Origin of the sequence: Deinococcus actinosclerus, assembly GCF_001507665.1 — a bacterium.
GTDB lineage: Bacteria > Deinococcota > Deinococci > Deinococcales > Deinococcaceae > Deinococcus > Deinococcus actinosclerus.
The window spans coordinates 1-17,500 of the sequence record NZ_CP013910.1 but is presented as its reverse complement, the minus strand read 5'-3'; the positions used below and the strand labels follow the sequence as shown (position 1 = coordinate 17,500).

General features: G+C 67.5%; 18 protein-coding genes. 9 read left to right on the top strand and 9 right to left on the bottom strand.

The features are described from left to right. The first annotated feature begins 124 nt into the window (after positions 1-124). Positions 125-1,108, top strand: a complete 984-nt coding sequence (locus tag AUC44_RS00090; RefSeq protein ID WP_062156851.1) for a serine/threonine-protein kinase — start codon at positions 125-127, stop codon at positions 1,106-1,108. Positions 1,109-1,110: 2 nt separating this feature from the next. Here AUC44_RS00090 and AUC44_RS00085 read toward each other — a convergent pair whose 3' ends face one another. Further along, on the bottom strand, positions 1,111-1,353 hold the full coding sequence (locus AUC44_RS00085) for a GNAT family N-acetyltransferase (RefSeq protein WP_062156850.1): 243 nt from the start codon (positions 1,351-1,353) through the stop codon (positions 1,111-1,113). 139 nt (positions 1,354-1,492) lie between these two features. Beyond that, positions 1,493-1,996 (bottom strand): DinB family protein, encoded by a 504-nt coding sequence (locus AUC44_RS00080; RefSeq protein WP_062156849.1) that lies wholly within the window; start codon positions 1,994-1,996, stop codon positions 1,493-1,495. 141 nt (positions 1,997-2,137) lie between these two features. On the opposite strand from AUC44_RS00080, the gene rpsF reads away from it, so the two are divergent. The 6 genes from rpsF (at position 2,138) to rny (ending at position 6,818) form a co-directional block, all read left to right on the top strand. Continuing rightward, a complete protein-coding gene (rpsF, locus tag AUC44_RS00075; protein ID WP_046843752.1) occupies positions 2,138-2,446 on the top strand; it encodes a 30S ribosomal protein S6 in 309 nt (102 codons plus the stop codon). Between the two features lie 135 nt (positions 2,447-2,581). Next, a complete protein-coding gene (locus tag AUC44_RS00070; protein WP_062156848.1) occupies positions 2,582-3,475 on the top strand; it encodes a single-stranded DNA-binding protein in 894 nt (297 codons plus the stop codon). Between the two features lie 41 nt (positions 3,476-3,516). Beyond that, positions 3,517-3,792: a 30S ribosomal protein S18 gene (rpsR, locus tag AUC44_RS00065; protein ID WP_046843750.1), complete on the top strand. Its 276-nt coding sequence runs from the start codon at positions 3,517-3,519 to the stop codon at positions 3,790-3,792. A gap of 11 nt (positions 3,793-3,803) precedes the next feature. Further along, entirely contained in the window at positions 3,804-4,244 is a 441-nt protein-coding gene (gene rplI / locus AUC44_RS00060; protein ID WP_046843749.1) for a 50S ribosomal protein L9, read from the top strand. 118 nt (positions 4,245-4,362) lie between these two features. Next, positions 4,363-4,881 carry a DUF4384 domain-containing protein gene (locus AUC44_RS00055; protein ID WP_062156847.1) on the top strand — a complete coding sequence of 173 codons (519 nt, stop codon included), beginning with the start codon at positions 4,363-4,365 and terminating at the stop codon, positions 4,879-4,881. Between the two features lie 218 nt (positions 4,882-5,099). Further along, positions 5,100-6,818: a ribonuclease Y gene (rny, locus tag AUC44_RS00050; protein ID WP_062156846.1), complete on the top strand. Its 1,719-nt coding sequence runs from the start codon at positions 5,100-5,102 to the stop codon at positions 6,816-6,818. Between the two features lie 451 nt (positions 6,819-7,269). Here rny and AUC44_RS00045 read toward each other — a convergent pair whose 3' ends face one another. The 3 genes from AUC44_RS00045 to AUC44_RS00035 are packed head-to-tail and all read right to left on the bottom strand — an operon-like array spanning position 7,270 to position 9,080. Then, on the bottom strand, positions 7,270-7,947 hold the full coding sequence (locus AUC44_RS00045) for a tRNA (adenine(22)-N(1))-methyltransferase TrmK (RefSeq protein ID WP_062156845.1): 678 nt from the start codon (positions 7,945-7,947) through the stop codon (positions 7,270-7,272). Further along, the gene (locus AUC44_RS00040) at positions 7,934-8,488 is read right to left on the bottom strand and encodes a YqhA family protein (RefSeq protein ID WP_062156844.1); all 555 of its coding nucleotides are present in this window, start codon (positions 8,486-8,488) and stop codon (positions 7,934-7,936) included. The genes AUC44_RS00045 and AUC44_RS00040 overlap by 14 nt, the downstream gene beginning before the upstream one ends. A gap of 22 nt (positions 8,489-8,510) precedes the next feature. Further along, on the bottom strand, positions 8,511-9,080 hold the full coding sequence (locus AUC44_RS00035; protein WP_062156843.1) for an MOSC domain-containing protein: 570 nt from the start codon (positions 9,078-9,080) through the stop codon (positions 8,511-8,513). A 138-nt stretch (positions 9,081-9,218) separates the two neighbouring features. Here AUC44_RS00035 and AUC44_RS00030 point away from each other — a divergent pair, with 138 nt between their 5' ends. After that, a complete protein-coding gene (locus AUC44_RS00030) occupies positions 9,219-10,082 on the top strand; it encodes a pentapeptide repeat-containing protein (RefSeq protein ID WP_062156842.1) in 864 nt (287 codons plus the stop codon). A gap of 149 nt (positions 10,083-10,231) precedes the next feature. Next, positions 10,232-11,485, top strand: coding sequence for a tyrosine--tRNA ligase (gene tyrS / locus AUC44_RS00025; protein WP_062156841.1), 1,254 nt, complete (start codon positions 10,232-10,234; stop codon positions 11,483-11,485). Between the two features lie 270 nt (positions 11,486-11,755). Here tyrS and pyk read toward each other — a convergent pair whose 3' ends face one another. The 4 genes from pyk to dnaA form a co-directional block, all read right to left on the bottom strand. Then, positions 11,756-13,198 (bottom strand): pyruvate kinase, encoded by a 1,443-nt coding sequence (pyk, locus tag AUC44_RS00020; protein ID WP_062156840.1) that lies wholly within the window; start codon positions 13,196-13,198, stop codon positions 11,756-11,758. A 69-nt stretch (positions 13,199-13,267) separates the two neighbouring features. After that, the gene (gene eno / locus AUC44_RS00015; protein ID WP_062159597.1) at positions 13,268-14,536 is read right to left on the bottom strand and encodes a phosphopyruvate hydratase; all 1,269 of its coding nucleotides are present in this window, start codon (positions 14,534-14,536) and stop codon (positions 13,268-13,270) included. Positions 14,537-14,684: 148 nt separating this feature from the next. Continuing rightward, positions 14,685-15,767: a DNA polymerase III subunit beta gene (gene dnaN, locus AUC44_RS00010; protein WP_046843743.1), complete on the bottom strand. Its 1,083-nt coding sequence runs from the start codon at positions 15,765-15,767 to the stop codon at positions 14,685-14,687. Between the two features lie 359 nt (positions 15,768-16,126). Continuing rightward, the gene (dnaA, locus tag AUC44_RS00005) at positions 16,127-17,500 is read right to left on the bottom strand and encodes a chromosomal replication initiator protein DnaA (RefSeq protein ID WP_082688881.1); all 1,374 of its coding nucleotides are present in this window, start codon (positions 17,498-17,500) and stop codon (positions 16,127-16,129) included.

The following is a 17,500-nucleotide window of genomic DNA, read 5'->3' as shown; positions in this document are numbered from 1 at the left end:
CACCCCCGTGGTGAGCTGCCCGCCCACGCCGGCCGGGCACTTGGGCCCCGCCGTGAAAAGTGCCCTGATATGAATAATTTTCGCTTGTCAGGGGAAGGGGAACGTGACACCCTTGAGGGCAGTCATGAGTGAGGCCAGCACCATTCCCGGGTACACCTTGCACCGCGTGCTTGGGCGAGGCAATACCTCACTGGTGCGCCTAGCCACCAATCCGCAGGGGCAGCTGGTGGCCCTCAAGCTCCCCCTGCCCGAGACGCTGGCGGCCCAGGACGCCGCCGAACGGTTCGGCAACGAGGTGCGCCTGACCCTCCAGTTCAGGCACCCCCATCTGGTGCGCGGGTTCGAGGGGACGCCCTTCGGCCCGAATGCCTTCCTGGCCCTGACCTACTATCCCCAGGGCGCCCTGAACGAGCAGCTCGCCCGGCTCCCGGGCCGGTCGCTGCCGCTGGACTCGGCGCTGCGGATCCTGGCGGACGTCGCCTCAGCCCTGACGTACCTGCACCGGCAGGGCGCGGTGCATCAGGATGTCAAACCGCAGAACGTGTACGTGACCGAGGACGGCCGCGCCGCCCTGGCCGACCTGGGGAACACGTATTTCGTGGCGCAGGGCGGCAAGACCAGCGGCAGTCCCTTCTATATGGCGCCCGAGGTCTACCAGGGTGAGGCGACGAGCAGTGCCAGTGACGTCTACAGCATGGGCGTGATGCTCTACGAGCTCCTGAGCGGGGACCGGCCCTTTCACGGGACGACCTACGAGGAACTGATGATGGCGCACCTGACCCGGTTCGTGCCGCCGCTGGTGCACCTGAATCCACAGGTGCCGCGCCCGGTGGCGCGCCTGGCAGAACTGGCGCTGGCCAAACGACCGGCCGACCGGCCCAGTGCCGATCAGCTGCGCCGGGCCCTGCTGGGCGCTCTGGGCGAGTCACCGGAGGAAGCGGTGGAGGACGATGTCAAGCCGGTCGTGGAAACTGGCCGGCCGGTCGGTCGGCACGGCGCCAGTCCACTCCGGCCGGCCGCTCCGGAGCCGGCGCCGACCGTCCCGCCGGAGAAAGTCAGTGCGGAGAAGGGGGGGCGGAACTGGAATCCGTTCCGCCGCCGCAAATAGCCTCATCTCAGTTCGCCGTGCATCTCGTAGCGTCCCGCGAACTGCCGGAAGCCCAGGCGGCGGTTCACGGCCAGCATGGGGGCATTCAGAGAATGGTTGTTGGTTCGCATGGTGGCGTAGTGCTCGGCCCGGGCGCGCTGCACGACCTGGAGTTTCAGCGGCAGCGCCAGCCCACGCCCGCGCGCGGACGGGTGCAGGGCGGTCAGTTCGTTGTACACGAACGGCAGGTGCTGAAAACGGACCATAGCCGCAGGGCGTCCCAGACCTGCGTGAGTGTCCAGCGGGGCTACCCGGCGAGGTCGGGCGTTTCCGTCAGACGGTCGGCGGCGAAGACCGGGGTGCCCTCTGGCACGTAGGGCCGCAGGGTCCAGCCGTCCGGGATGGTCACGGCGTGCCCTTGATCAGCTGCCGGATGGCGCCCAGGTGGTACGCGACGTGCGCGACCGCACCCGTCAGGCCACCGGTCACGTCCCCGTCGGCGGGCCGGTCCTCCCAGGTGCGGGCGAAGGTCGTCAGGGCGTCGTAGGCGGCGCGCAGCCGCTCGCGGGCGGCCTCCCACCCGGCGGCGTCCACCTGGGCAGGCTGGAAACTCCCCTTCCAGTCGAAGGGACCGCGGTCTCCGTCGCGTTCCCAGCGGACGATGACCTCCAAGTGGTAGGCCACGTGCGCGGCGTGCGCCGCGACGGTGCTGCCCAGCACCTCCCGGCTGGCCTGCTCAGCGCTCAGGGTGGCCAGGGTGGCGAGCAGCCCGTGGTTGCCGCTGCCGTCCGCCTTCGTGCCGTCCAGAAAGGCGGTGCCCTGCCCGGGGTGGCCGCCCTCCACGGCTTCGCGCAGGATGTCGAGCATGCCGCTGACTGCGCTGGACGCCGGCTCGCTGGGTGTGGTCATGCTTCAGCGTACGGGGCGCGGGGCAGATGGACATGCATCATCTGACCGCTGGTAACCCCGCGCCGACTCTGGTAGTGTGGTGAGTTGCGCTGCCCGGCGAGGCCTGACCTTGCCCGCGAGTGGCGACAGAGGAGGTGAACTATGAACCAGTACGACCTGAACCTGATCCTGAACCCCAACCTCAGCGCCGAGCAGGTGGGCATCGAGAAGGACTACATCGAGACCACCGTGAAGAACGCGGGCGGGGAAATCAGCAACCTGGACGAGCTCGGCAACCGCCGCCTCGCCTACGCCGTGAACAAGGACCGCGAGGGCTACTACCTGATGTACACCATCAAGGCCGCCGGCAACCCCGAAACGGACATCGCCAGCACCCTGCGTCTGCGTGACCACGTGCGCCGCGTCCTGGTGGTCAAGGACCGCCCGGAGTGGAAGACCAAGAAGGCCTGATCTCTTTACGCTATTGACGTAACGAGATCGGGTCTGTTATCGTACGGTCAACCCGCAAGGGCCGCACAGCCAGCCGCACTCAAGACCCCAGTACGAATCCTGCCGGATTCAGCCAGCAACAAAGGAGACCACGTCATGGCCCGAGGCATGAACCACGTTTACCTGATCGGTGCACTCGCCCGCGATCCCGAACTGCGCTACACCCCCAGCGGCACCGCCGTGTTCGAAGCCACCATCGCCGGTGAAGATCACATCATCGGCAACGACGGGCGCGAACGCAAACTCCCCTGGTACCACCGCGTGTCCATCCTCGGCAAACCCGCCGAGTGGCAGGCCGAACGCAACCTGAAAGGCGGCGACGCCGTGATGGTCGAAGGCAGCGTGGAGTACAGCCAGTGGGAAGCCCCTGAAGGCGGCAAACGCAGCATGGTCCGCGTCAAGGCCCTGCGCATGGAACAGCTCGGGTACACCCCCGAACTCGTTCAGGACGCCGGAGGCGGCGTTCGCATGAGCAGCGGCATGAACGAAGTCATTCTCATCGGGAACGTCACCCGTGACCCCGAACTGCGCTACACCCCCGCCGGCGACGCCGTGCTCGGACTCGGCCTGGCCGTGAACGAGACCTGGAACGACCGACAGGGCCAGCGGCAGGAGAAGACCCACTGGATCGACGTGACGCTGTGGCGCGACCTCGCCGAGAGCATGAAAGAACTCCGCAAGGGGGACCCCGTGCTCGTGCAGGGACGACTGGTCAACGAAGCGTGGACCGACCGCGACGGCAACAAACGCAACTCCACCAAAGTAGAGGCGACGCGAGTCGAAGCCCTGTCCCGAGGCGCAGGGGCCGGTAACCCTGCAGCCACCCCCGCCGGACCTCGCACGCAGACCGCGAGCAGTGCGGCGCGCCCCCAGAGCGGCAGCTACGGCCAGCCGAGCCGGGCAGCGAACACGGGGACCCGTTCGGGCGGCTTAGATATTGACCAAGGTCTCGACGATTTCCCACCGGACGAAGAAGACCTGCCGTTCTGAAGCCCGCTTGGGCCAGGAACGCAGATTTCAAGGACTAACACATGACCCAGACCAACAGCGCCGAGCGTAAACCGCGCGGCAAGGGACCCAAGCGTCCCCGCAAGCCCAAGGTCGATCCGTTCTCCATCGGGGAACTGGAAATCACCGATTACAAAGACGTGAAGATGCTGCGCCGTTTCGTGAGCGATACGGGCAAGATCCTCCCCCGCCGCCGCACGGGCCTCTCGGCCAAGCACCAGCGCCGCATCGCGCAGACGATCAAGATCGCCCGCCAGCTGGCCCTGCTGCCCTACACCGAGAAGCTCGTCCGGAAATAAGGAGAATTGACATGCAAGTAATTCTTCTTGAACCCGGCAAACTCGGCAAGACCGGCGACGTCGTGAACGTCAAAGACGGCTACGCCCGCAACTGGCTGATCCCCCAGGGCATCGCCACGCCGGCCACCGCCAGCAACATGAAGAGCCTCGAGGCCCGCATCCGCGCCCGCCAGAAGACCCTGGCGGCCGAGAAGGCCAGCGCCGAGGACCTCGCCAGCCGCCTGAACGGCGTGGCCGTGGAACTCAGCGTCCGCGCCGGCGAAGGCAAGATCTACGGTGCGGTCACGCACCAGGACGTTGCCGACTCGCTCGACAAGCTGGGCTTCGACGTGGACAAGCGCCGCATCACGATGCCGAAGACCGTCAAGGAAATTGGCGAGTACGACATCTCCTACCGCGCCCACCCAGAAGTGAGCATCCCCATGAAGCTCGTGGTGCACGCCGCGAAGTAAACGCCGTCAAGCGTTTGACCCCCGCCCCCGTGGCGGGGGTTTTCTGCTGCCCTGCCCTTTCACTCCCCCATCCGCACCTGAGGCAACGTTCACCTGCCCGGGCGGATAGGGTCAGCGCATGCGCCCCGCCCTGCTGCCCACCCTCCTGATTCCCGCCCTGGCTGGCTGTGCGCCGCAGGGTGCGCCTCAACCCACGGTGCCCGCTGCGGCGGTCCTGACCCTGACGCCCAATCCTGTGCGGGTCGGGCAGGAGCTCCGGTTCACGCTGCGCAGCCCGGTCAGCGGTGAAGTCGCCCTGTTTATCGAGTCGCCTGACGGCAGCGTCATCCAGCTTCTCCCGAACCGTCAACCCGACGGTCAGGTGCGCCTGAACGCCGATCAGACCCAGCTGTTCCCGTCGGCCGGCAGCACCTTCTTCCTCCGTGCCAGCGCGCCCACCGGCGCCCACACGGCGCTGCTGTACGTCAGCAGTGGCCCGCTGAACCTCAGTGGCGTCAGCGACTACGCCAGCCCCAGTTCGACGTTCGCCACAGTCAGCACCCAGGGGAGAGGGTCGCTGCTGGGTGCAGTCGCGGCGAAGATGAAGCTCCTGAACCCCGGGGTGGCCGGTACCCTGACCTTCACCGTCCAGCCCTGATCAGCCCCTATCTGCCGAAGCGGGTCTGAAGAGCCGTTGTTCCTGCCGTCTGCCCGGACTGATGGGGCAGGCCTTCGCGCGCTGCCGGGCTTTCCCGCTACACTTGGGGCGAACGTCCCCACACCAACCAGGGTGGCGTTCGCCTTCAGTTTCTCACCCCGGGGCGCGTGGCCATGCAGGCGCGTGCCCCATGCAACACACCATCAAAGGAGCGCACCGTGACGATCACATGGATCATCGTGGCGCTGCTGCTCGGACTGGTCGGGGGATTCCTGGCGGGGCAGAGTCGTGGGGCGCGGCAGCGCGCCGAGATCGACGACCGCCTGCAACAGGAAGCCCAGCGCGACGCGGACCGCATCCGCGCGCAGGCCGACGCCGACGCCCGCACCACGCGGGCCGAGGCCGATCAGGACAGGCAGGACGCCACCCGCAGAATCAAGGAAGCCAGTGACCGCGAAGCTCAGCTGAACGTGCAACTCGCGCAGTTCGACACGCAGCTCACGCAGTTGCAGGGCCAGCGTGACCAGATCAGCGCCCTGCGCGCCGGGCTGGAACAGGAACGCGCGCAGGCCAAGCAGGACGCCGCCCGGGAACGCGAGGCGCTGAGCAGTGACCGCCAGGAAACCCGCCGGGAACGTGAGGAACTCAAGCGCGAGATCGAGCGGCTCAACCGCCGCGCCGAGCAGCTCGACGCGCGCGGCGAGAAACTCGACTCGCTGGAAGAGCGCCTTGAGGACCGCGCCCGGCATCTGAGCACGCAGGAGCAGGAGATCGCCGCGCGACTCCATCAGGCGGACCTCAAGTTGTTCGAGATTGCGGGCCTGTCCCCCGAGGCGGCCCGCGCGGACATCCTCAGCCGCCTGGACGCCGAACTGGAAGAGGAGAAGGCCATCCGCGTGAAGGCCATGCAGGAACGCGCCACCGCCGACGCGAAACGTTCGGCGCGGCACGTGATCGCGCAGGCCATCCAGCGCAGCGCCTCCGAGACGAGCGCCGCGCTGAGCGTATCGGTCGTGCCCATCCCGAACGACGCCATGAAGGGCCGCCTGATCGGCCGCGAGGGCCGCAACATCCGCGCCTTCGAGGCCCTGACCGGCGTGGACCTGATCATCGACGACACGCCCGAAGCGGTGATCCTCTCCAGCTTCAACCCCGTGCGGCGCGAGGTCGCCAAGCACGTCTTGGACGCCCTGGTCGCCGACGGCCGCATCCACCCGACCCGCATCGAGGAGATGGTGCACAAGGCGCAGGACGAGATGAAGGCCTTCATGCACGCCCAGGGTGAGGAAGCCGCCATCGAGGCAGGCGTGGTGGGCATCAAGCCGGGGCTCGTGCAGCTGCTGGGCCGCATGTACTTCCGCACCAGCTACGGGCAGAACGTCCTGAAGCACTCCATTCAGGTGGCGCACCTGACCGGCATCATGGCCGGGGAGCTGGGGCTGGACGCCGGGATGGCCCGCCGCGCGGGGCTGATGCATGACGTCGGCAAGAGTATCGACCGCGAGATCGACGGAACGCACGTCGAGATCGGCATCAACCTCGCCAAGCGCTTCGGGGAGCCCGCAGAGGTCATCGACGCGATCGCGCACCACCACGATCCGGAGAACGGCGAGACGCTGTACTCCGTGCTCGTCGCCGCTGCCGACGCGATCAGTGCCGCGCGGCCCGGTGCCCGGCGCGAGGAACTGGAATCGTACGTGCGCCGCCTGGAGCAGCTGGAGCAGATCGCCGTGTCGTTCCCCGGCGTGCAGCAGGCCTACGCCATCCAGGCCGGGCGTGAGGTGCGCGTGATCGTGCAGCCGGAGAAGGTCACGGATGCGCAGGCGACCCTGCTGGCCCGCGAGATTGCCGGGCGGGTCGAGCAGGACATGGAGTACCCCGGGCAGGTGCAGGTGACCGTGGTGCGTGAGAGCCGCGCCGTGGAAGTCGCCCGCTGACACTCAGCGACAGGCAGAGAAGGGCCGGGGCCACGCGCTCCGGCTCTTTTCACTGCATATCGCCGCGAATGTCTCCGGAGATCATCCGTCTGGCACGAGTTTTTTCAGGCCGCTGCACGAGCCTTGACACGCCCTGCATACCGGGGTATTCTGTCTTTATCACCGTCCGCGAAGGACGGCTTTTTTGTTTTAGGCTCGGTAACCCTGTGCGAGCCACCACTGGGAGCCCCTCTCACCTGACGATCAGGCAACCGGACACCCCCCGTCCGACGCGCGGCAGCTGCGGCGGGAAGATCAGCACCGTCCGGGCGTACCCGACTGCATAGTTTCCGGCCGCCGCTCATGACAGAAGAACGTCTGGCACGACAAATTTTCGTTCGGCGCGCAGGACTTGACCGAACCTGCATACCGCGCTATATTTTTCCTATCACCGCCGAAGAAGGCGGGTTTTTTATTTTCTATTTCCTGAGAGCCACACGGCGGCGCTCTGCGCGACGTGCAGGTCGTGCTCGGCGGCGCGGCCTGGGGCGGCCAGCAGAGTCAGGCGGGCGATATCCGCCGCGACCTGTTCACGCAGCAACTCGTTCCCCCCACGTAGCAGCAGAGGGCCGTAGCGCAGGGCCGCGTTCCCGGGCAGACCTGCGTAGGCCGGGTCAGGGCCGGACTGGCGTTCCAGCCTCAGCACCGGGTACCGCCAGAAGCCGGGGGCCAGGACCTCCGCCGCGACGTGGTAGCCGCGTTCCTGCGCCCAGCGGCGCAGCGGTTCCGGGCTGTCGTTCGGCTGCAGCACCAGCGCGTCCGGCACGCGCCCTGGCGTGCGGGTCAGGATGCCCAGCATGGTCTGCGCGCCCATACCGGTCATGCTGGCACTCTGCACTTCACCGGGCGCCAGCGGGGCCAGGCCGTTTCCGGCGCGGACCTCCAGGCGGTCCGTGAGGCCCGCGCGGGCGACGTTCACGCGGGCGTGCTCCAGCGGGCCTGGGTTCACCTCGACGATCACGCCGCGCGTGATGCGGCCCAGCTGGGCCAGCCTGATCGGGAGGTGCGCGTGGTCACTGCCGATGTCGGCGTGCATGTCGGCCTGGATCAGGTGCAGGGCCGCCTGGAGGCGCGCGTCAAGGTTCGGCATGCTGGTCTTCAGGAGCGTCCGGGCGGTGCCCGAGGCGCGAGAGAATCACGGAGTACGCGCCCACCGCGAGAATCACGGCGGCGATGGCCGCGCCGTACACCAGGATGTCGGACCCGCCCTTCCATTCCAGCGCGACGCTGAAGAAGTTCACGCTGAGCGCCACGATCACGATCCCGATCAGTTTCTGTTTCAGGTCGTCGAAGGAGTCGATGTGCAGCCAGCGGGGCACGTTCTGCACGCGGCCCACGAACAGCGCCTGCAAGCCGAACGAGATGATCAGCAGCGCCACGCCCACCAGCAGCGTGTCGGCCTGCTCGACCGCCGCGACGATCAGGCTCTTGGTGGTGTGCGCCTCGCCCAGGTCACCCAGCGCCGCGCGGATCGTCACGTACGCCTGCGCGATGGCCGCGACGAACAGCGCGAGGCTGAACGCGAAGGAACTCAGCACGCCCAGCTCCACGATCAGGCGCGTGAACCCGAACGCGCCCGCCAGCGTGACGCGCCGCGTGCGGCTCAGGGGCGGGGCGGGACGTTTGGGCATGCCGCCCAGCATAGCGGGCCCTTCAGGTCACGGCGCCCGGGAGGGGGCGCACCTCGTCCCCCAGGCGGATCACGCCGCCCCGGATCACGCGGGCGGTCAGGCCCCCGTGCCCGCGCACCGCGTTGTACCCGCCCTCACCCAGGGTCTCCTCCATGCGTGAGCAGGGGTGGCACTCGCCGGTCCCCTCCAGGATCACCTCGCCGATCTGGAACCGCCGGTCCTTCAGCGCCAGCAGCGGAATGCCGCGCACGGCGATGTTGCGGCGCAGCTGCGCCGGGCTCACCTCATCCAGCCCGGCCAGCGCGGCGATCACAGGCAGGTGCTCGGCCTGGATGAGCGTCACCTGCCGCCGCCCGGGCCCACCGGGAACGGCCGGGGCGTTCGCGGGGCGCCCGGCCTCCCCGGCCTCCCCGGTCAGGGCCGTCAGGCGCGGCGGCGCGAGTTTCCCGTGATCGCCGATGAGTCCCACCAGCGGGTGCGCCTCGACCACCGTGACCGCCTGCACGGGGGCGCGGCGCGCGGGGCGCAGCCCCAGCCACTCGACTGCGCCGGGCCGGGGAAAGGTGTCACGCAACTCCTGAATGGTCTTCACAGCGGGCATGCTAGCGATTCCGAGCTGCCGATGCGGGAAGCTCATACCCTCAGCTGAAGAGGCCCGGAGGCGCGGCGTCAACCGTCCCCCACCAGGGTTCTGTCCGCGCCGCCCGTCCCCGTGAAACACTGTCAGGCCATGCCCTCACCGTCAACGGATCTGGGGCCGAGCGCCGCGGCGCTGGCCGTTGAACAGGAGCGCACCGAGCAGGAGCAGGAACGCACCCAGCGGCAGCGTGAGAAGGAGCGGACCGGCCGACTGAAGGCCGTACTGGACGTCGTGCCGATCCTGGCGACCCTGGTCACGGTACTGATCGCGCTGTTCAGCGCCCTGCAGTCCCAGGCGCAGTACCGGGACACGCAGGCCGCCAACCGCTTCCAGAGCGCTGTGGAAATGCTGGCCGGCAGCGACCTCACCACCCGCGTGGGCGGGATCGCGCTGCTGGGTCAGGTGGCGCAGAGCAGCCCGGAGCGGCGCGAGGTGGCGACCCGACTGCTGGCCGCGTACATGCGCGTGAACAGCCCGGTCACTCAGGCGGGCCGCGCGCAGACTGTGAGTGAGGAGCCGGCGGCCGAGGAGACCCGCGCCGTCTTTGCCGCCCTGGCGTACCGTGGGGACGTGGAGAACATCGACATGGGCCGGATCAGCGCCCGGAACCTGATGCTGAGCCATGCGGATTTCCGCGGGCTGGTGTTCTCGCGCAGCGACCTGAGCGGCGGCCTGTTCGAAGGTTCGGATTTCACGCGCGGGGTGTTCCGGGGCGCCACCCTGAAAGCGGTGACGTTCCGGAACGCGAAGCTGACCGGCGCGGATTTCACGGGTGCGGACGTGACAGGCTCCACCTTCCAGCAGGCGGATCTCAGCGGCGCGGATTTCAGCTCGGTGACCGGACTCACCTCCGCGATGCTGGTGGGGGCGACCCGCGACCAGAAGACCACGCTGCCCGGCGGCGTGACCGTCCCGGCCGCGCAGACCTCCGCGCCCCCACCCGCGCAGCCGTGACACGCGTGGTAGCCTGAGCGGTATGAGGCGCCTGACCCGACGTGCGTATTTCCCCCGCCGCTAGGTGGAAGGGTCAGTCACAGCCTGAAATCCAACCCCGAGCGGCGCATCCGGACAGTCCTGATGCGCCGCTCCCCCATGGAGTGAAGATGCAAGAACCCGCCCCCATCCGATGGAACCTGCCCGTGGACGACCAGATCGAGCTGCTCCGGCGCGGCGTCGTGGACCTGGTCTCCGAGGACGACCTGCGCCGCAAACTGGACAAGGGCCAGCCGCTGCGCGTGAAGCTGGGCGCTGACCCGACCCGCCCGGACCTGCACCTGGGGCACGCCGTGATCCTGCGCAAGATGCGCCAGTTCCAGGACCTGGGCCACAAGGTGATCATGCTGATCGGGGACTTCACCGCGATGATCGGCGACCCCAGTGGCAAGAGCAAGACCCGCCCACCGCTGACGCTGGAGCAGACCCGCGAGAACGCCAAGAGTTACCTGGAGCAGTGCCGCCTGATCCTGCGCCAGGAGCCCGAGGTGCTGGAGGTGCGCTTCAACGGCGAGTGGCTGGAACCCATGGGGTACGCCGACGTGATCCGGCTCGCCAGCCGCTACACGGTCGCGCGCATCATGGAACGCGACGACTTCAAGAAGCGCTTCGAGGGCGGCGTGCCCATCGCCGTGCACGAACTGCTCTACCCGCTGACGCAGGGCTACGACTCCGTGGCGCTGGAGGCCGACGTGGAGCTGGGCGGCACCGATCAGCTGTTCAACAATCTCGTGGGGCGCGCGCTGCAACGCGATTACGGGCAGGAGTCGCAGGTCGTGATGACCCTGCCGCTGCTGGTCGGCCTGGACGGCACCGAGAAGATGTCCAAGAGCCTGGACAACTACATCGGCCTGACCGACGAGCCGCACGAGATGTTCGCCAAGCTCATGAAGGTGCCCGATCCGCTGCTGGACAACTACCTCACGCTGCTGACCGACCTGCCCCGCCCCCGCATCGAGGAGCTGCTGGCCGGGCACCCGGTCGCCGCGCACCGAGAGCTGGCGCGCGAGGTGGTGGCGTGGTTCCACCCGGACGCGGATCTGGACGCCGCCGAGGCCCGTTTCCGCAGCGTGGCGAAGGGGGGCATCCCGGAGAACCTCCCGGCCGTGACGGTGGCAGCGGCGGAACTGGCGAACAGCGCCGATCCCGAACGGATCAGTCTGGTGAAACTGGTGGTGCTGGCGGGTCTGGAACCCAGCAACGGCGCGGCCCGCAAGCTGATGCAGAACCGCGGCCTGAAACTGAACGGTGAGGTCGTGACGGACGCGCAGGCCAGCCTGACCCGCGAGCAGCTCTCGGCAGAGGGTGGCGTGGTCATCCAGAAGGGCAAGGACAAGTTCGCGCGGCTGGTCCTGGGCTCCTGATCCACCCGGCGGCTTCATGGGGCCTTCACGGGCCTCCCAGGGCCGCAGGGGCCCGGTCTTCATTGAACCTTCAGGTCTGTATGGGCGGGGAAAGTTATGCACAGGTCGCTGTGGACAACTGTCCCCACCTGTGGATGGCCGCTGGGCGCAGCAAAAGCCTGTGTACAACCCAGCAGTTATCCACAGGGTCGGTGTGGAAAAAGCCCGTCCCTGTGGATAAAAATCTGACGAATCCCTGAATTTTGGCGGTGGTGACCGGGTGCAGCGCGGTCAGGGTTGCAGCAGGTCCTCGCGCAGGCGCTCGACGCGCAGCATGTTCGTGGTGCCGCGCACGCCGAAGGGCACGCCCGCCGTGATCACGTAGCGGTCGCCCACGTCGGCCAGCTTGCTGCGGCGCAGCTCGTCGTTGGCGATGCGGACCATGTCGTCGGTGTTGCGGGGATCCTCGCTGAGCACCGGCACGACGCCCCAGGAGAGCGCCAGCTGGTTGCGGGTCTGCTCGTTGGGCGTCAGGGCCAGGATCGCCAGCGGGGGCCGGTTCTTGGCGATGCGGGCCGCCGCGCCTCCAGTGCTCGTGAAGGTCACGATCGCCGGGGAGTCCAGCTTCTCGCCGATGCTGCACGCCGCCGACGCGATGGCGTCCTGTGCCAGTTCCGTGTCGATCACCAGGGAGCGCTGGAGCATCTTGTAGTGCTCGCTGCCCTCGGCCTCACGGGCGATGCGGGCCATCATGGCGACCGACTCGACCGGGTACATCCCGGCGGCCGACTCCGCCGAGAGCATCACGGCGTCGGTGCCGTCGTAGATGGCGTTCGCCACGTCGGACGCCTCGGCGCGGGTGGGGCGCGGCAGGCTGATCATGCTTTCGAGCATCTGCGTGGCCGTGATCACGGGCTTGCCCGCCTCGCGGCACATGCGGATGATGCGCTTCTGGATGGTCGGCACCTGCTCGGGGCGCATCTCGACGCCCAGGTCGCCGCGCGCCACCATGATGCCGTCCACTTCCTTCAAGATGTCCTCGAAGCGGTCCACGGCCTGCGGCTTCTCGATCTTCGCCATCAGCTTGGCGCGGCTGCCGAAGCGGGACATGTAGTGGCGGGCCAGCAGCAGGTCGTCGCGGGAGCGCACGAAGCTCAGCGCCACCCAGTCCACGCCCAGTTCCGCGCCGAACTCCATGTCCTGCACGTCCTTCTCAGACAGTGCGGGGACGCTCAGGTCGGCCTCGGGCACGTTGATGCCCTTGTTGTTCTTCAGGACGCCGCCGATCACGACGGTGGTCAGCACGTCGTTGCCGCGCACACCCTCGACGCGCAGGGCCATGTTGCCGTCGTCGAGCAGCAGGGCCATGCCGGGGTGCACGTCGCGCACGAGGTCCTTGTAGGTGGTGCCCACGCGGGTCTCGTCACCCTCGACGTCGTCCATGGTGATGGTGAACTTGTCGCCGGGGGCGAGGGTCACGCTGCCGTCCTTGAAGCGGGCGACGCGGATCTTCGGCCCCTGGAGGTCCTGCAGGATGCCGATGGTGACGCCCTTCTGGGCGGCCAGTTCGCGCACCATCTGCACGGTCTGGCGGTGGTCCTCGGGATCACCGTGGCTGAAGTTCATGCGGACGACGTTCAGTCCGGCGTCAATCATGCGGCCCAGCACGTCCGGGGTGCGGCTGGCGGGCCCGACGGTGGCAACGATCTTGGTGGCGCGGTCAATCTGTTTCATCTGGAATCCTTTCCAAGCGCGGGAAGGCGGCGGGCGGTCAGGGTCACCCCCGCCGCCCGCCTGCCGTGGTTAACGCAGCGCCTTGCGGCCCGGGAACACCGCGCGGTCACCGAGGCTGTCTTCGATGCGCAGCAGCTGGTTGTACTTCGCGATGCGGTCCGAGCGGCTGGCCGAGCCGGTCTTGATCTGCCCGGCGTTCGTGGCGACTGCCAGATCCGCGATGAACGCGTCCTCGGACTCGCCGCTGCGGTGACTGATGATCGTGCCGTAGTGGTGCCGCTTGGCCAGTTCGATGGCGTCCATGGACTCGGTCAGGCTGCCGATCTGGTTGACCTTCACTAGGATCGCGTTGCCGACCTTGCTGTCGATGCCGCGCTGCAGACGCTCGGGGTTGGTGACGAACAGGTCGTCGCCGACCAGCTGCACGCGGTCGCCGATCTTGGCGGTCAGCTGCGCCCAGCCGTCCCAGTCGTCCTCGGCGAGGCCGTCCTCGATGCTCACGATGGGGTAGCGGCTGGCCCAGTCGGCCCAGAAGTCCACCATCTCGGCGGTCGAGAGGACGCGGCCCTCGGACTCGAGGTGGTACTTCCCGTTCTTGAACAGCTCGGTCACGGCGGGGTCCAGCGCGATGGCGATGTCCTTGCCGGGCTCGTACCCGGCCTTCTCGATGGCTTCGAGAAGCACGTCCAGCGCCTCCTCGTTGCTCTTGAGGTCCGGGGCGAAGCCGCCCTCGTCACCGACGTTGGTGTTGTAGCCCTTCTTCGACAGGACCTTCTTGAGGCTGTGGAAGGTCTCGGCGCCGTAGCGCAGCGCCTCGCGGAAGCTGGGCGCGCCGACGGGCATGACCATGAATTCCTGGAAGTCCACGGAGTTGTCGGCGTGCGCGCCGCCGTTGATGACGTTCATCATCGGGACCGGGAGGGTCTTGGCGTTGCTGCCGCCCAGGTAGCGGTACAGCGGGATGTTCAGTTCGGCGGCGGCGGCGCGGGCTGCGGCGAGGCTGACGGCCAGGATGGCGTTGCCACCCAGGTTGCCCTTGTTGGGGGTGCCGTCGGTGGCCATCAGCGCGGCGTCGATGGCGGCCTGCTCGCTGGCGTCCAGGCCGACCACAGCGGGGCCGAGGGCCTCGTTGACGTTCTTGACGGCCTGCTGCACGCCCTTGCCGAGGTAGCGGCTGCCGCCGTCGCGGAGTTCCAGGGCCTCGTGGGTGCCGGTGCTGGCGCCCGAGGGGACGATCGCGCGGCCCTGCAGGCCACTGTCGAGGTGAACTTCGGCTTCCACGGTGGGGTTCCCGCGCGAATCCAGCACTTCACGGGCAATCACTTTCTGAATCTTCATCCCTGTTTCCTCCCGGATCACGGCCCTGTCGCCCACAGGCGAGTAGGTGTACTTCAGACACTATAAGCGGGTGCCCCCGCAGAAAGATGCACCCGGTTCAACTTCCGGTGCAGACAGGTGAAGCGGCGTGCCCCACCGGCCCGCCGCCTCAGACGCGCAGGGTCACCATCACGGCCATGTACCCGCCGCCACCCGCCGCGCGGAAGATCGCCGGACTGGTCGAGCCCGAGAACAGCAGTTCCGCGTCGCCGTCGATCGGGCCCAGGGCGTCCAGCACGTGCCGGGCGTTGAAGGCGAGGCTCATGGCGGGCTCGCTGCCGCCCTGCACCACATCCAGCGTGTCCTGCGCGCGGCCGTAGTCACCCTCGGCCGCCAGCCGCAGCTTGCCCTCCGAGACCAGGAATTCCACGCGGTTGTTCGCGTTCTTGTCGGCCAGCACCGCCACGCGGTTCACGGCCTCCTTCAGGGCCGTCGCAGGCAGCGTGACCTGCAGGCGGATCTCCTTGGGGATCACGCGCTCGTAGTCGGGGAAGTCCCCGTCCAGCAACTTCAGGTTCATGTGCACGCGGTCGGTCGTGACACTCAGTTGCCCGTCGCCATACGTGAAGCGGGCCTCGCCGTCCTTGAGCACGCGGATCAGTTCGTCCACGCTGCGCGCCGGGATGATCAGGTTGCGCCCGTCCCCGCTGGCCGGGAAATCCCGGATCGCCACGCGGTAGCCGTCGGAGGCCACCACGCGTGCGCCCTCAGGCCGGTGCTCGAGCTTGATGCCGCGGAACACCGCCTGGAAGGCCTCGTTACTGGCGGCGTAGCGGACGCTGGAGAGCGCGCGGGCCAGTTCGGTCGCGTCGAGGCTCACGTCGGCCTGCGCGGGGAAGCTCAGCGGAGGGTAGGCGTCGATGTCGCCGGTCTGGAGTTTGAAGTCCGATCCGCCGGCCCGCACCGAGAGTTCCGAGCCACTGAGTTCCAGTTCGACCAGTTCGCCGCCCAGGTTGCGCACGATCTGCGCGAACAGGTGGGCGGGCACCACGAAGTTGCGGGGATCCTTGACCTCGGCCGGGACGAAGCACGACAGGTCGATCTCGAGGTTGGTGCCGGACAGAGTCAGGCCGGCCTCGCTGGCCTCGACCTTCAGGGCGGTGAGCAGCGGGTTGCTGCTGCGGCTGGGGATGACGCGTTCCAGAAGGCCCAGGCCTTCGCTGAGGATTTTCTTGGTGACGTGTACGTTCATGCGTGCCTCTCTGTCTGGTCCCTATCTTTTATCTGTTTTTAAACTTAAAAAAGATAGTAGTAGTAGTAATAGGGCCTGTGGAAACTGTGGATAAGTGGCCTGGGGCCGCGCTGGGCGCACATCTGCGCTGTGGACAAAATTGTGGATAACTGGCACTTTCCTGTGGATAACCTGTGGATAACTTCGGGACTTATCCACAGCCTCTCAGGGCGTTGGATTATCCACAGACTTTTCCACAGGAAAACCCCTGGTTATCCACAGCTTTTCCACAGGGTTTTCCACAGCTCGTGAAATGCAGCACAGGTGTTTGGAACGTAAAATGGAACTTATTCTGATCCAAGGAGACCGAGTTGGCCGAATTACGCATCGGAATCCTCGTCGTCCTGACCCTTCATCCGGCGGCGCAGCAGGTCGACCGCCGCCGTCAGTTCACTGTCCTTGCCCATCTGTTCCGAGACCTTGCTGATCGCGTGCATGACCGTCGAGTGATCCCGCCCGAAGAACTGCCCGATCTCCGGCAGGGAATGATCGGTCAGCTCACGGATCAGGTACTGCGCCACCTGCCGCGCCTGGACCACGTCACGCACGCGCCCTGAGCCGCGGATCACGTCGGGTGGCATGTTGAACTGCGCGGCCACCTGCCGCAGCACGTCCATCATCTCCACCTTCACTTCCTGCGGCGCGAACACGTTGCTCAGCGCCTTGGCCGCCACCGCCCGTGAAAAGGGGACGTTGTTCAGGCTGGAGAACGCCACCACCCGCATCAGCGCGCCCTCGAGCTCGCGGATGTTGCTCGTCACCTGCCGCGCGATGAGTTCCAGCACCTCCTGCGGGATGTCGATGCGGTTGTGCTCCGCGTTCATCTTCAGGATCGCCACGCGCGTCTCGTACTCCGGCGACTGGATGTCCGTGATCAGGCCCCACTCGAAGCGGCTGCGCAGGCGGCCCTCCAGCGTCTGGATATCCTTCGGCGGCCGGTCGGAACTCAGGATGATCTGCTTGTGGTTCTCGTACAGCGCGTTGAAGGTGTGGAAGAACTCCTCCTGCGTGCGCTCCTTGCCCGCCAGGAACTGGATATCGTCTACCAGCAGCAGGTCCACGCTGCGGTAGCGGTTGCGGAACTGAGTCATCTTGTCGTCGCGGATCGCGTTGATCAGGTCGTTCGTGAACGACTCGGTCGACACGTACTCCACCCGCTTCCCTGGGAATCGCTCGAGCATGTAGTGCCCGACGGCGTGCATCAGGTGGGTTTTCCCCAGGCCCACGTCCCCGTAGATGAACAGCGGGTTGTACGCCTTGCCGGGGGACTCCGCGACCGCCAGGGCCGCCGCGTGCGCGAGGTTGTTGTTCGGGCCCACCACGAAGTTCTCGAAGGTGTACTTCGGGTTCAGCACCTTGCGGTTCTCCGTGAAGGTGGGCGCCGGGGCGCGCGGCGCAGGCACGCTGGGCGGCGGGGGCGGGTCGCTGGGCAGCAGCAGCGCGTCCTGCGCGGCGGGCAGCACCTGGAAACTCACCTGCGGGTTCTGCGCGCCCAGGCTACGCAGCGCGTCCTCCAGGAGTTTGAGGTAGTTCTTGCGGAACCACTCCTGCGCGAAGGAGTTGCGCACGCCCAGCACCAGCGAGCCGTCCTGCACGCCCAGGTTCTTCACCGGCGCGAACCAGGTGTGGTACTCGACCTCTGTAATGTTCTTGCGGACGTACCCCAGCACGTCCGACCAGATTTCCTGCGAGAT

What these genes read in the sequence shown, in the direction of transcription:
- AUC44_RS00040 (WP_062156844.1), bottom strand. Translation starts at nt 8,488, where the DNA reads ATGCCCAAACGTCCCGCCCCGCCCCTGAGCCGCACGCGGCGCGTCACG.
- AUC44_RS00030 (WP_062156842.1), top strand. Translation starts at nt 9,219, where the DNA reads ATGCCCTCACCGTCAACGGATCTGGGGCCGAGCGCCGCGGCGCTGGCC.
- dnaN (WP_046843743.1), bottom strand. Translation starts at nt 15,767, where the DNA reads ATGAACGTACACGTCACCAAGAAAATCCTCAGCGAAGGCCTGGGCCTT.
- tyrS (WP_062156841.1), top strand. Translation starts at nt 10,232, where the DNA reads ATGCAAGAACCCGCCCCCATCCGATGGAACCTGCCCGTGGACGACCAG.
- AUC44_RS00055 (WP_062156847.1), top strand. Translation starts at nt 4,363, where the DNA reads ATGCGCCCCGCCCTGCTGCCCACCCTCCTGATTCCCGCCCTGGCTGGC.
- rplI (WP_046843749.1), top strand. Translation starts at nt 3,804, where the DNA reads ATGCAAGTAATTCTTCTTGAACCCGGCAAACTCGGCAAGACCGGCGAC.
- AUC44_RS00090 (WP_062156851.1), top strand. Translation starts at nt 125, where the DNA reads ATGAGTGAGGCCAGCACCATTCCCGGGTACACCTTGCACCGCGTGCTT.
- AUC44_RS00070 (WP_062156848.1), top strand. Translation starts at nt 2,582, where the DNA reads ATGGCCCGAGGCATGAACCACGTTTACCTGATCGGTGCACTCGCCCGC.
- rpsF (WP_046843752.1), top strand. Translation starts at nt 2,138, where the DNA reads ATGAACCAGTACGACCTGAACCTGATCCTGAACCCCAACCTCAGCGCC.
- AUC44_RS00080 (WP_062156849.1), bottom strand. Translation starts at nt 1,996, where the DNA reads ATGACCACACCCAGCGAGCCGGCGTCCAGCGCAGTCAGCGGCATGCTC.
- AUC44_RS00045 (WP_062156845.1), bottom strand. Translation starts at nt 7,947, where the DNA reads ATGCCGAACCTTGACGCGCGCCTCCAGGCGGCCCTGCACCTGATCCAG.
- eno (WP_062159597.1), bottom strand. Translation starts at nt 14,536, where the DNA reads ATGAAGATTCAGAAAGTGATTGCCCGTGAAGTGCTGGATTCGCGCGGG.
- rpsR (WP_046843750.1), top strand. Translation starts at nt 3,517, where the DNA reads ATGACCCAGACCAACAGCGCCGAGCGTAAACCGCGCGGCAAGGGACCC.
- AUC44_RS00085 (WP_062156850.1), bottom strand. Translation starts at nt 1,353, where the DNA reads ATGGTCCGTTTTCAGCACCTGCCGTTCGTGTACAACGAACTGACCGCC.
- pyk (WP_062156840.1), bottom strand. Translation starts at nt 13,198, where the DNA reads ATGAAACAGATTGACCGCGCCACCAAGATCGTTGCCACCGTCGGGCCC.